The 12,420-nt window shown below is 36.0% G+C and carries 14 protein-coding genes; 2 read left to right on the forward strand and 12 right to left on the reverse strand.

All coding sequences use genetic code 11. The features are described 5' to 3' along the window. Positions 1 to 274: 274 nt before the first annotated feature. Positions 275 to 811: a Gx transporter family protein gene (locus tag DES48_RS14525; RefSeq protein ID WP_113870050.1), complete on the forward strand. Its 537-nt coding sequence runs from the start codon at positions 275 to 277 to the stop codon at positions 809 to 811. A 31-nt stretch (positions 812 to 842) separates the two neighbouring features. Continuing rightward, the gene (locus tag DES48_RS14530) at positions 843 to 1,823 is read left to right on the forward strand and encodes a polyprenyl synthetase family protein (protein ID WP_079707634.1); all 981 of its coding nucleotides are present in this window, start codon (positions 843 to 845) and stop codon (positions 1,821 to 1,823) included. Between the two features lie 25 nt (positions 1,824 to 1,848). On the opposite strand, the gene DES48_RS14535 is transcribed toward DES48_RS14530, so the two are convergent. From DES48_RS14535 to glcT, 12 genes are all read right to left on the reverse strand, one after another. Beyond that, positions 1,849 to 2,157 (reverse strand): HesB/YadR/YfhF family protein, encoded by a 309-nt coding sequence (locus DES48_RS14535; RefSeq protein WP_113870051.1) that lies wholly within the window; start codon positions 2,155 to 2,157, stop codon positions 1,849 to 1,851. Between the two features lie 392 nt (positions 2,158 to 2,549). Further along, complete coding sequence (locus DES48_RS16300; protein ID WP_113870052.1) at positions 2,550 to 2,780, reverse strand: hypothetical protein; 231 nt, start codon at positions 2,778 to 2,780, stop codon at positions 2,550 to 2,552. Positions 2,781 to 3,002: 222 nt separating this feature from the next. Continuing rightward, entirely contained in the window at positions 3,003 to 3,566 is a 564-nt protein-coding gene (locus tag DES48_RS14545) for a hypothetical protein (RefSeq protein WP_079707629.1), read from the reverse strand. 389 nt (positions 3,567 to 3,955) lie between these two features. Further along, a complete protein-coding gene (locus DES48_RS14550) occupies positions 3,956 to 4,366 on the reverse strand; it encodes a S1 domain-containing RNA-binding protein (RefSeq protein WP_079707628.1) in 411 nt (136 codons plus the stop codon). Positions 4,367 to 4,441: 75 nt separating this feature from the next. Then, positions 4,442 to 4,825 carry an FtsB family cell division protein gene (locus DES48_RS14555; protein WP_079707627.1) on the reverse strand — a complete coding sequence of 128 codons (384 nt, stop codon included), beginning with the start codon at positions 4,823 to 4,825 and terminating at the stop codon, positions 4,442 to 4,444. A 7-nt stretch (positions 4,826 to 4,832) separates the two neighbouring features. Continuing rightward, complete coding sequence (yabQ, locus tag DES48_RS16655; protein WP_113870053.1) at positions 4,833 to 5,432, reverse strand: spore cortex biosynthesis protein YabQ; 600 nt, start codon at positions 5,430 to 5,432, stop codon at positions 4,833 to 4,835. Beyond that, entirely contained in the window at positions 5,429 to 5,731 is a 303-nt protein-coding gene (gene yabP / locus DES48_RS14565; RefSeq protein ID WP_113870054.1) for a sporulation protein YabP, read from the reverse strand. The genes yabQ and yabP overlap by 4 nt, the downstream gene beginning before the upstream one ends. Before the next feature lie 64 nt (positions 5,732 to 5,795). After that, positions 5,796 to 6,053 carry an RNA-binding S4 domain-containing protein gene (locus DES48_RS14570; RefSeq protein ID WP_079707624.1) on the reverse strand — a complete coding sequence of 86 codons (258 nt, stop codon included), beginning with the start codon at positions 6,051 to 6,053 and terminating at the stop codon, positions 5,796 to 5,798. Positions 6,054 to 6,077: 24 nt separating this feature from the next. Continuing rightward, positions 6,078 to 7,529: a bifunctional methyltransferase/pyrophosphohydrolase YabN gene (yabN, locus tag DES48_RS14575; RefSeq protein ID WP_113870055.1), complete on the reverse strand. Its 1,452-nt coding sequence runs from the start codon at positions 7,527 to 7,529 to the stop codon at positions 6,078 to 6,080. A gap of 5 nt (positions 7,530 to 7,534) precedes the next feature. Beyond that, entirely contained in the window at positions 7,535 to 9,112 is a 1,578-nt protein-coding gene (locus DES48_RS14580; protein ID WP_113870056.1) for a putative polysaccharide biosynthesis protein, read from the reverse strand. A 162-nt stretch (positions 9,113 to 9,274) separates the two neighbouring features. Further along, a complete protein-coding gene (gene ptsG / locus DES48_RS14585; protein ID WP_113870057.1) occupies positions 9,275 to 11,302 on the reverse strand; it encodes a glucose-specific PTS transporter subunit IIBC in 2,028 nt (675 codons plus the stop codon). A 241-nt stretch (positions 11,303 to 11,543) separates the two neighbouring features. Continuing rightward, positions 11,544 to 12,389 (reverse strand): glucose PTS transporter transcription antiterminator GlcT, encoded by an 846-nt coding sequence (glcT, locus tag DES48_RS14590; protein ID WP_113870058.1) that lies wholly within the window; start codon positions 12,387 to 12,389, stop codon positions 11,544 to 11,546. Positions 12,390 to 12,420: the final 31 nt, after the last annotated feature.

Below are 12,420 nucleotides of genomic sequence, written 5' to 3' on the forward strand. Positions count from 1 at the left end.
TTCGCTATCCTCTTTTTTAGCAATAAAACAGTAAATGGAAGATAAGAAATGAAACTATCTCAATTTCTTAGTATGTTAAAATTGAAGGAAAGACATTTCTTTTTTTCCCTTTGCTGTTTTTTAAAAAAAAAATCGCCGATACTGGCCGATCACAATTTGAAATCTCGCCATTCATTGCCATGTAATGAAGCGAGAATACTATTATCTTCTAATCAATAAGACAACTTGTTTGTCGGATTAACAACTATCTATGAGAAAAGGGGGAGTTCAGCGCATGACGAAAAATCAACGCCTTGTATATATTGCCTTACTAGCAGCTCAAGCAGTGATTATCAGTTTATTGGAGCGCGCCATCCCTTTTCCTTTTGCTGTTGCACCAGGAGCCAAACTGGGGCTTGCAAACATGATTACTTGTATGGCGATATACACCCTACCCGTAAAGGATGCGTTTAAGGTAGTTAGCATTCGTTTAGTATTAGCAACCTTACTAGGTGGTACAATATCAACCTTCATGTATAGTGCTGCTGGAGCTCTTCTTAGTTTCTTTGGTATGCTACTGGTTAAGAATCTTGGTCGTACCCATGTAAGCTTAATTGGTGTTAGTACAACTGGGGCAGTCTTGCATAATGTTGGGCAACTAGTTGTCGCCAGCTGGATTGCACAAACATGGACAGTGATGCTTTATTTACCGGTTTTATCGTTTATTGGTATTTTATCAGGTATTGCGATTGGAATAGCAGCAAATTACCTCCTAACACATATAGAAAAGCTACAATACTATAAGGATTTACGGGAACTAAAACAACTATGACACTTACTTTTATTAGAAAGAGGTTATCATGATGCAAGTACATCCGATGTGGGATAGCTATCCTGAGCTAAGAGAAGACTTAAGCAATGTATTAGAATTGATTAACAAACATATTCGTGTGCGTGACAAAAACGTCAATGCGATCATTAAAGATAGAATTTTTGGTGGAGGTAAGCTCTTACGCCCGATATACTCGATACTATGTTCAAATATTGGACCCGACAAGGACAAAGATCGTGCTATTGCAGTAGCTGCCGCATTAGAAACGTTGCACATGGCAACATTAATCCATGATGATGTTATTGATGGTGCTTCCACCAGACATGGGAAACAAACGTTACACACTAGCGAAGGAAGTAAATTTGCCATTTATGCTGGCGACTATTTATTTTCTGTGTGTTTTACCATTCTTTCTCGACATGCGACATCATTAGCACACTTAGAATTTAATTCGCGAAGTATGGAAAAAGTTTTGAGTGGGGAATTAGACCAATTAAATGCCCGTTTTCAACCGCCAACGAGTGTAAAAGGTTATCTGTCACGGATATCTGGAAAAACAGCACAATTATTTGCAGTTAGCTGTTACTCTGGAGCTATAGAAAGTAAAGCAACAAAAAAACAAGCACGCAATGCTTGGAATATGGGACATTATATTGGTATGGCTTTTCAAATTATGGATGACATTTTAGATTATCAAGGACAAGAACAAACGGTAGGAAAACCAATCATGGCCGATGTTAAACAGGGGATATATACATTGCCATTAATCTATGCCATGCAAAGCAATCCAAAACAACTCCAAACGCTATTACAAAAAAATGAAGACCTATCTTCAAATGATATGGAAATGATATTAGCTACAATTAAACAAGAAAAAGGTCTAGAAAAATCAAGAAAATTAGCTGAACGTTATACAAACAAAGCATTAAAAGAAATGAAAAAATTACCTGAGGGCACTTATAAAGATTATTTATATACCATTACTATGAAACTATTAACACGGCTATTTTAAAAATCGGGATCTAATCCCGATTTTTTTATTTAGCATTATCATTATTAATTGGAGTGAATTCAAAAACCGCTTCTTCTTGCCCCATCTTTATCGCTAAATCATATTGGTTTAGAAACCAAGCATCTTGTTCACTAAAGTAAAAGGTCACCCCATCAAAGTTTTGATAATGGCTCATCTCTCCATCTTTTCCAATAGATACTCCCAAGAAATAATTCGGGTGTGCTGTAGGTATGCCACCATACAATTTCACATAAAAATGAACATAATCACCTGAATCTAAATCCATTTCTTCTTGATACCACTTAGCAGCTTCTTCTGTCATATGCATTGCCATTTATGTCACCCCTTTTTGCTTATGCAAAGTGTAGTTTTCCTTAAGTATTATTCTGCACTTTTTACTATTGGAATACAACCGTTATGTTTGCGTAGTACTTGGCTCGTTCAAACGTGGTAAACGTATCAGTGAACATTTAGGTTCTCTGTCAAATGTGGTGGTGTGAATCTCACTCCACCATCTCTTTTGCTAAAAGGCAATAGGATTATGCATAAACCGCAGAAGGGAATATACTCACTTTCCGCGGACGAACGCCCGAGCCTCCTCGCAAAACCCGCTGTGGGGTCTCGGATCACCCGTTTTTCCGCAGGAGTCTCGAATATTTTCTCTGCTAAGTTCCTTTACGCTAAAGCCTTTCTAACCTCTTGTCGCCACAATATTTTCTTTTTCAATCATTCAAAATCTTTACTGCCATATGACAAAGGCTTTGCCACTTTAATCGTGTTATTGACATTTTCTATGTATCCATTGTTAAAAAGATACATAAAGATGGGCACTTCTGCTTTTTCACCTTGGTATAAAGCAAAGCACCACAAAGAAAACATCTCATTCACTATGCATATCCCAAACACCCACATGCTTGTCTTTAATCCCAACATTTCTATAATAAAATGATTTTGCACTCTTTCCCTCTCCTTTGACCTTTTATCTCAACAACTTTAGGTTAACAAAAGAGAGGTGCATGAGTATGTTTTTTTGCCCACTGTAGAAACTCCGTTGTGATAGAAGACACCACCACATTCCTTATAGAGCAAACATTTTTAAGATAATAGACTAAAGTTACATCTTGTTTGTTATAAATACAAAAAAAGCTATCTTTTTAAAGATAGCTTTTTTTGTATTCATTATTCAGCTGAAGTTTCACCAGTAACTGTACCTTCAAGTGTAGCTGAATCTTGTAATTCTTGACTTGCAAATGTTAAGTTTCCATCAATTGTTGCTTCTGATCCAAGTTGGAAACCTTCAGCTTCTACATACACATCACCAGCTAATGTACCACCAGCAAAGTTTAAGTTCGGGCTTTGTACGGTCATTTTTGGTGTAGTAATTGTAAATGCTTCAGTAATGTTATGGTCTTCGTCTTGTGTGTAAGGAGCAATTTTACGATATAGATCGTTTGCTTCGTCACCTTTGTCATGGAAATCGCCTGCTACTACTACTTCATCTTCTAATGTGATATCATTAAGTGTAGCAATAATCCAAGTACCTTCTGTTGATACTGCATCAACAAATGCTTGTGATTCGTCAACGATTGATGCTGTTGTTACGGCATCAGTTTCTTCATCTGCTGCTGGCTCTTCTTCTGTTGCTGTATCATCTCCAGAAGCGTTATCTCCAGAATCATCAGATCCACATGCTGCTAAAAGTGATACAGAAAGAATCATTGCTAAAAACAATTTAAATTTCATTATTGTTTCCCCCTATTTATTTAGTACTGTATCTTACATTGTTAATATTAACATACTTTAAAGACTTATTTGAAGGGAATGTGTGTATATTTTGTGAAAAATTGAACAAAAAATTTGAATAAACTTACCTTGTTTTTAAAAAATTTTAGATAAAACGCGCAAATAAATCGCTTTAATTTATATTTTTATTACAAAGTATAACAATTTTACTTTGATCAGTTATGCACAGTGTATAGCATAGAAAAGCCACTATCGTTCATAGTGGCAACTACATCTTCTATTTATATAATATTTATAATAACAAAAGCTTTCTCGTTTGTTTACACCATAAAATAAAGTGCAAACCCTGTATTCTTTTTCATTCGGGTTGGATACGTTAGACAGCAAGTTTAACCTTTCTTAGCACCTCGACCTCCACGTTTGGATTCGGTATGCTTACGCAATGTTGCTAAACGATCTTCTGAATCTTTTAAAAATCGATTCATTTTTGATTCAAATGACTCAGTACGCTCGCGATTATTTTTTTGGTTATTATTCTTGCGACGCCCTTGTCCTTGATTTGGATTATCTTTTGCTTTTTTTATAGATAATCCGATTTTACCATCTTTTTCAACATTAATGACTTTAACGGTTACTTCATCTCCAACAGTTAAATGTTCATTAATATCCTTTACATAATTATCGGCAACTTCACTAATATGGACAAGTCCAGTCGTTCCTTCTTTTAATTCGACAAATGCCCCAAAATTAGTAATTCCTGTTACCTTACCCTGCAACTTGCTGCCTACTTCGATTGACATAAAAGTAATGCTCCTCCTTAGATTTTAAAAAAAGATATACTACAGTTATATTATATATAAGCAATGAAAAGCGTGTCAATAAGACGGATCTGTTTCGGGCAGTTTAAACACAATTTCACCCTCTTCAGTAAAGAAATAGTTTGTTTTGGCTATTTGTAACACATAATCTTCATCGTTAAGGAGATTAACTTTTTGCGTTAGATCTGCTTCTTCTGTTTGCAGCGATTGCAACTCTTCTTGTTTTGCTTGATAAGTTGCTTTTTTATCTGCATAAAGCACCCGTTGATTAATGTGGTACGTAATAATAACGCCAAAGGTCACACAAACAATGATAGCAAACAGGGCTAGGCGGCGTTTTAACCGCTTTTTCTTTTTTCGTTGTCTTTCTACATAGGCATCATATTTTTTTACATAAGTAGAATCGATTCGTGATACATTACGTTGATGTTTCGCCCCCACTAATTTACTACCTCCTTTTATACCAAATAGACTTCCATCTTTTTATTATAATATTCTCTATTTTACTATAAAATCCTCTTAATGAAACTAAGTATTTTTTCGCATTTTCTGGTAGTATCCGTTTTAAACCTTTCCCTAATAACCGAAATGGAAAACCTACTATGTGCATGATTATTTGTAAAACAGAAAATACAACTCTTAAAAAGAACAAAAGGATGGTTAATAGCAATTGCAGAAGCGCCTTGATCGGTCGAATGATTGCACCATAAACAAGTCGGATTAAAAAAGCGAACCCTCTACGTATGTATTGTAGCATGAGCTCCAATAACCGTTGATAGAGCTTAGCAAATAGACTTTTGTAAATGGCAACACCCAAAAAAATAGAGAGAAAAATATAGACTCGGAGTGTACCTTGATTCACTAAGAATAACAAATAAAATAACACAAGAGTTTGCAATAGCCAAAAACAAATTTCTAAACTATAAGCTATAAGCAAACGGTTTTTCCAATGTATTGCTATTCGACGAAAAGTATCAAGTGCGCAACCCAGATAAAACCCTCCACCGATCATTGAAATAATCGTGCTAAATTGGATAGTTAAACTCATTTAAACAGCTTACTAAAGAGCCCTTTAGTTTTATCCCCTTGTTGTTCATCCATGTAAGATAACTCATGAATTTTCCCCTTGATCGCTACATTTCCTTGCTCAACATCTAAGTTTTTGATTTGTAAGTTTTCTCCGCGAATCATCATATAACCCATTACGGTTTGTAATAGAAATTCCTCATTATCAAAACTATCTACTTCTTTCACTCCGCTTATCTCGATCGTGCGGCGGTTATTCACACGAACAAAATGCTCCGTTTGTATTGTTGGTGATGGATAACGTTGATGTTCTTGTACCATAAAAAATCCCTCCCTTATCATTTCTACTATATGACGGGAAGGACAAGTTTAGAACATAACAGGATTACTTAACTGCTTCTTCTTTTTGTATTTTATATAAAGTAGTAGCTTCATCTTTTTTCACTGTTTCTCTAAGCGATTCAACTACAATGGTAAGACGCTTTTGACCGAATTGAATGGTTAATTCATCCCCCACCGCTACATTGGTCGATGCTTTTGCTTGATTGCCATTAATCGTAATTCTTCCTTGATCAGCTACTTCTTTAGCTAACGTACGTCTCTTAATCAATCGAGAAATCTTTAAAAATTTATCCAATCGCATGACTTATCCTACACTCCTTTGCACTCATTCTTGTTTTTTAGCTTCATTCCAAAGTACATCTAATTCATCAAGCGTAAATTCTTTCATTCCACGCTGTTCAATGGCGATTCTTTGTTCCATGAAACGAAATCGACGAATGAACTTCTGGTTCGTTTGTTCTAAGGCAAGATTAGCGTTAACTTTATAATATCTCGCTATATTCACAATAGCAAATAGAACATCTCCTAATTCTTTTTCTATCTCCATCTCATTCGATTCCTCTATTGCTATTCGTACTTCATTAATCTCCTCTGTTATCTTTTCCCATATCGGAGCTGGTGTTGACCAATCGAACCCTACTTTTGCTGCTTCACGCTGTAATCCTTCTGCTTTTACTAATGGAGAAGCAGCGGATGGAATTCGATCGAGAACGGACACTGCTTGTGCTGTCTCTTTCTCTGCTTCTTTGATCGCTTGCCAATTGTTTAGTACATCTGCTTCTGTTTCCACGTTTGCCGTACCAAAAACATGTGGATGCCTACGAATCATTTTCTCAGTAACTGTACGAATCACGTCATCAATAGTAAAATAACCACTATCTTCTCCAATTTGACTATGTAACATTACCTGTAATAATACATCTCCGAGTTCTTCTATGATGCCATCATCATCTTCTTGATTAATTGCGTCAATTAATTCATATGCTTCTTCAATTAAATACTTTCGTAAAGAAACGTTGGTTTGTTTTTGATCCCACGGACACCCATTTGGTCCTCTAAGGATAGCGATAGTATCCCGCAGACGAAAGAATTGATGATTTAACGCTTCAGCTTGAACAGGGGGAACATAAACACTAGTTAGATTACTTAAGTTTACTTCTTGATCTAAAGCTACTAACGGAATCGTTTGGATGTTCTCTTGTTCACTGCCAACTGCTTCTACAACTGTCACAGGGTGATCCGGTGATAAATCTTCGAGCAGGGATAGTTTTACTTCTGAAGCAATAAATCGATCATACACCTGACAAAAAATTAAATGTTGCCGATAATCAATTTGATTTCTAGTAAAACTCGTTGCGTCAAGAAATTGAAAACCATCAATGGGATCAATTTTTAACGCAGAGAATAGTGGATCTAAATAACTTTGTCCCCCAGATATTTTTACTTCAACATCTGAATTTCCCAATAATAATTGCACTGTCTTCTCTGCTAGCATCGGATGCCCTGGTACAGCATACACTAATGACGTGTTATTTTGCGCTTGTGTGATAAGCGTTTGGGCAATGGTGGTATAAACTTCTTCAAATGTATCATATTGTTCATAGATAGGATCAAATGCATGAAATGTCACACCTTCTTGCTCTAACGTCTCAATGACTGGATGATCCTTCGTCCTTACGTAAACTACATTTTCTTGTTTAGTTAATTTTCGATAAATACCTAAAGGTAGCTGATTAATATCTCCCGCACCTAATCCAATTACTTCAATAGTATGCATGACGCTTAGCCTCCTGCTATGTATTTTATTACCTTTTGAAATGGTAAAAATTCTAGTTCTTCTTTGGTAAATGTTCGTAGTTTAATAAGTAATAAAAAGTAAATACTTGCTCCTATCATAATAGTTACTACAACATAGAAGCAATAACCCCACCTAGAGTGCACATGTAACAATGGAAAAATAAATTGATTGATGAAAGCCACGACAGCAACCAACCCGGTTAATGAAACAATAAAGCGGATCCAAGGAATTTGAATAACTTTCCCACGCAAAATGAAGCTTAACTGCCCTACATTACATAATAACACGAACAATGCACTACCCGCCGTCGCCATTGCCCCTCCGATTGTCCCAAACAACGGGACGAGCCAAAGGTTTAATAGTAATTTAACAATGACACCAACAAGAACAAATAACGCAGTTCGATACATATAGCCAAGTCCTTGTAAGATCGAAGCCGTCGTAATACTTAAGCCCGCAAACACAATTGTAATTGCTAGTATTTGTAAAGTTGTTGTTCCGATAGTTGATGTGAATAGTAGCTGATTTGCGTAAGGGAAAATAGTAATTAATCCACTAGCGGCAGCGCTTGATATATATAGGCTAAATTTCCAGGTGCCTTGAATATAATTGATAAATAACTGGTATTGATTTTTGAATTGCTGGGAATTAATCGTTGGAAGTAGCGCTAATGCAAGTGAAGAGCCTAATACAACGCCCAATTGGATTAAAGGTTGCCCACGATCAAAGATACCTTTCCACATTTTTGCCTGTTGTAATTGATATCCATGCTGTTCTAATCCAGCGACTAAAGTAAACGCATCGACAAGTTGAAATAGCAATAACAACATATGATTAATGGTCATGACAAGTCCAAAAATCAATATCCCACGAAAAGCTTCTCGCCAAGAAATCATTGGTACATTGTTATGCCGTAATAGAGAAGATTGTTTAAAAGAAAAATATAAGAATACGGTTGCGCCCAATGCACCTAATAACGACGCGACACTTCCTCCAACGCCTATCTGGTATAAAGAATTACCCGTTTTCATCACATAGATAGAAAGTCCAATAATGACTGATACACGAATTAACTGATCGACAATTTGTGAAAATGCTGTTGGTTGCATGTAGTGAAAACCTTGAAAAAAACCTCGATAACTAGAAACAAATGGAATAAATAAAAAGACGAAAGCTGCTATCTGCAGCGAAAGTGTTAATTCCTCATCTCCCATTAGTTGCGCAATAAATGGCGCTAATAGAAAGAGACCTGCTGCTAAAAAACTAGAAAATAAGAAAATAACAAACAAGATACGATAAAAGAAAGCTGAGGATACACGATTGTTTGATTGCGCATTCTTTTCTGCAACCATTTTTGAAATGGCAGAAGGAAAACCATACAACGCAAGTATCATTGTGATTCCTAAGAATGGATAAACTTGTTGATAGATATAAAACCCAATATCGCCTGTTATATTTTGTAATGGTATCCGATAACCTGCACTTAACACTTTGCTAACCAGACCAGCTAATGTTAATAGCATGGCGCCTTGAAAAAAGTCCTTTGTTGTGTTTTCTTTCATGTTTAGCCCTTCCCATATGATTGATAGTAATCCATTATATCATAGGAGATTACGTTACTACCTAAAATTACAAAGCTTTTTTTGACTAACATAAAAATCAGGAGATAAGTATCCGTTAGATCTTATCTCCCTAATTTCATTTATCATGTATTTAGATATATATTATTGGATTTCGACAAAGTCACCTTGATTTTCAGCGACCTTTCCAGCTTTCACATTGACTGACTGCCCTTCTTGTAAGTTTGTGAAAATGACAGGTGTTACCGTAGAAGCTGCATTGTTAGCAATATAATCGAGATCTACTTCCATTAATAAATCGCCTTGTTTCACAGTTTGTCCTTCTTCTACTTTTTGGGTAAAACCTTCTCCTTTTAATTTTACCGTATCAATACCAATATGGATCAGTATTTCAAGTCCATCTTCTGATTGCATACCAAGGGCGTGTTTGGTTGGGAAAATATTAAGTATTTTTCCACTCACTGGTGCAACTACTTTTCCATCTGAAGGCTTAATCGCAAATCCGTCTCCCATCATTTTTTGTGAAAACACTTGATCTGGAACATCAGTGATCGATAAAATTTCGCCAGCCATTGGACTGTTTACATCTACTTTACCAGTTGGTATATCACAAGCTTCCGTTGCCGTTTGTTCTACTTCTTCTTTTTTACGTGGTTTTTTCCCATTGATGATATCTTGCATTTGTCCTCTTAAGGTATCGGATACTGGACCAAATATGGCTTGAATATTGTTACCTACTTCCATAACTCCGGAAGCACCTAATTTTTTCAAACGATTTTTATCTACCCTATTTTTATCATCTACACTGACACGAAGTCGAGTAATACATGCATCTAAATGGGTAATATTTTCTTCTCCGCCCATTGCTTGTAATATCTCATATGGACGATCATCTATTTCCACGTCATCTTCTATATCGACTTCTGCTTCATCTTCACGGCCTGGCGTTGCCAAGTTAAATTTAAGTATGGCCCAACGGAAACCAAAGTAGTAGATAACTGCAAACACCAGCCCTACCAAGATAACCCACCACCAGTCGGTTCGATTGGGCATAATACCAAATAAGATAAAGTCAATTAACCCACCAGAAAAAGTCATACCAATCTTCACATCTAACAAATACATCGTCATAAAAGATAATCCAGCGAATACTGCATGAATACCAAACAAGACAGGTGCTACGAACAAGAATGAGAATTCAAGTGGTTCGGTGATACCGGTTAAAAAAGAAGTTAAAGCAGCAGAACCCATAATACCTGCAACTACTTTCTTCCGTTCTGGCTTTGCAGTATGATAGATGGCTAAAGCAGCCGCTGGAAGACCAAACATCATAAATGGAAATTTACCAGTCATAAAGTTACCCGCTGTGAATGGAACACCATCTTTTAGTTGTTCAAAGAAGATTGTTTGGTCCCCACGTATTAATTCACCAGCTTCGTTTGTGTAATTCCCAAATTCAAACCAGAATGGGGAATAAAAAATGTGATGCAAACCAAATGGAATTAATGAACGTTCGATCACACCAAACACAAAAGTAGAAATGGTGCGATTTGTTTCTAACATCACATGTGATAATGCATTTAATCCTTCCTGTGCAAACGGCCAAATGTATACCATAATAATTCCTAAAATTAATGAACTAAATGCCGTAATAATTGGTACAAATCGTTTTCCGGCAAAAAATCCTAAGAACTGCGGCAATTGAATATTAAAAAATTTCTTATAGAGATACGAAGCAAGTAAACCAACAATAATACCTCCAAACACCCCTGTTTGAACCGTATCTATTCCTAACATATTAGCATAAGCTGGATCATCTGCTGCCATTTCAGGTGTCACGCCAGCAAAGACACCCATCGTTACATTCATAATGAGATAACCAATAATTGCAGCTAAGCCTGCTACACCATCACCTCCTGCTAAGCCGATGGCAACACCTACCGCAAATAATAATGGTAAGTTATCAAAAACAATCCCCCCGGCTGATTCCATAACTTCTAGAACCTTTAAAACACCTGGATTAGCAAACCACGGAAATTGATCCGTCCATTGTTCTTGGGCAAAACTTGTACCAAATGCAAGCAAGATACCTGCAGCTGGCAATAATGCAACAGGAAGCATTAACGCTTTCCCTACTTTTTGTAATGTACCAAAGACATTTGATTTAGCCATTACGATTTCCTCCTTCTGTTTACGAGTTATACAGCATGTAGTTTGTGCCAAAACACTGAAAATAATTAATCGTAATACTGTTTTTTTAAAATCATGCACATTAATTCTGGAATTTAGCAAATAAATAGGCATGAATACCAAAGTTATTTCGCAACTGATATGGCTATACCATCCTTCCAGTAACGAAATAACTTTCTACTCATGCCGAATTCGAAAATCATATTCACAAAGTAATATGAAACTATATTTTATCCGTTAAACGTTGTAGATGAATAGTGAGATATAATACTTCTGTCTCATCTACAGGCCTATTTAACTGTTTCTGCATCACTTTAATTAATTTCCAAGCTAAGTTATAACATAAAGGGTAAGTTTGTTTTAGCACGTTTTCCAGTGACTTTTGTTTTCCTAATTTTTCTCCTTGATAGACCCGATCAATAGCACGATGTAAATGTTGAATTAACCGATTATAATCAGCATTCCCTTTTTGTAAACTTATTTCTAAATGGTCTTCAATAACGGTAATCATTTGTGAAATAAGCGTATGATTCTTTCTTAAATCTCTAACTGAACGGTCTGTGACAGCGCTATGAATATGCAATGCAATGAACCCGATTTCCCCTCTAGGAAAATCAACATCAAGTTCTTCTTTTACTTTTTGCACCACTTCACTAGCTATTTGGAATTCTTTAGGATATAACGATTCAATCTCAAATAAAAACGGGTTATTGAACTGAATTTCTTTGTTCACTCGATTAATTGCAAAAGCAATATGATCGGTTAAGGCAATGTGAATATATTCATTCAGACGTTGGTCCATGCGCTCTTCAATATAGACAAGCATATCATTCATAAAGGAAATAATGTTAGGATCAATGTGAGTAAGTAACTGCATATATTGCTCTTTTTCTTGCTGTCCTTTTAATAAAAATGTTTTATCGGCCGAATCAAATGAAACGGTGTCTCCTTTTTTCTTATTAAAACCAATTCCTTTCCCTATAAGCACTACTTCTTGATAGGTTGGATGTGTTGCAATAATGACATTATTATTTAGGGCTTTTTGCACTGTTAAATCCTTCTGATCCATTTTTCTCCTCCATCGATATGCCATGTTACTC

Origin of the sequence: Paraliobacillus ryukyuensis, assembly GCF_003315295.1 — a bacterium.
GTDB lineage: Bacteria > Bacillota > Bacilli > Bacillales > Amphibacillaceae > Paraliobacillus > Paraliobacillus ryukyuensis.

Coding starts and splice junctions, on each gene's coding strand:
- glcT (WP_113870058.1), bottom strand. CDS start 12,389: ATGGATCAGAAGGATTTAACAGTGCAAAAAGCCCTAAATAATAATGTC.
- yabQ (WP_113870053.1), bottom strand. CDS start 5,432: ATGAGTTTAACTATCCAATTTAGCACGATTATTTCAATGATCGGTGGA.
- DES48_RS14580 (WP_113870056.1), bottom strand. CDS start 9,112: ATGAAAGAAAACACAACAAAGGACTTTTTTCAAGGCGCCATGCTATTA.
- DES48_RS14530 (WP_079707634.1), top strand. CDS start 843: ATGCAAGTACATCCGATGTGGGATAGCTATCCTGAGCTAAGAGAAGAC.
- ptsG (WP_113870057.1), bottom strand. CDS start 11,302: ATGGCTAAATCAAATGTCTTTGGTACATTACAAAAAGTAGGGAAAGCG.
- DES48_RS14535 (WP_113870051.1), bottom strand. CDS start 2,157: ATGGCAATGCATATGACAGAAGAAGCTGCTAAGTGGTATCAAGAAGAA.
- yabN (WP_113870055.1), bottom strand. CDS start 7,529: ATGCATACTATTGAAGTAATTGGATTAGGTGCGGGAGATATTAATCAG.
- DES48_RS14550 (WP_079707628.1), bottom strand. CDS start 4,366: ATGTCAATCGAAGTAGGCAGCAAGTTGCAGGGTAAGGTAACAGGAATT.
- DES48_RS14525 (WP_113870050.1), top strand. CDS start 275: ATGACGAAAAATCAACGCCTTGTATATATTGCCTTACTAGCAGCTCAA.
- yabP (WP_113870054.1), bottom strand. CDS start 5,731: ATGGTACAAGAACATCAACGTTATCCATCACCAACAATACAAACGGAG.
- DES48_RS14570 (WP_079707624.1), bottom strand. CDS start 6,053: ATGCGATTGGATAAATTTTTAAAGATTTCTCGATTGATTAAGAGACGT.
- DES48_RS14545 (WP_079707629.1), bottom strand. CDS start 3,566: ATGAAATTTAAATTGTTTTTAGCAATGATTCTTTCTGTATCACTTTTA.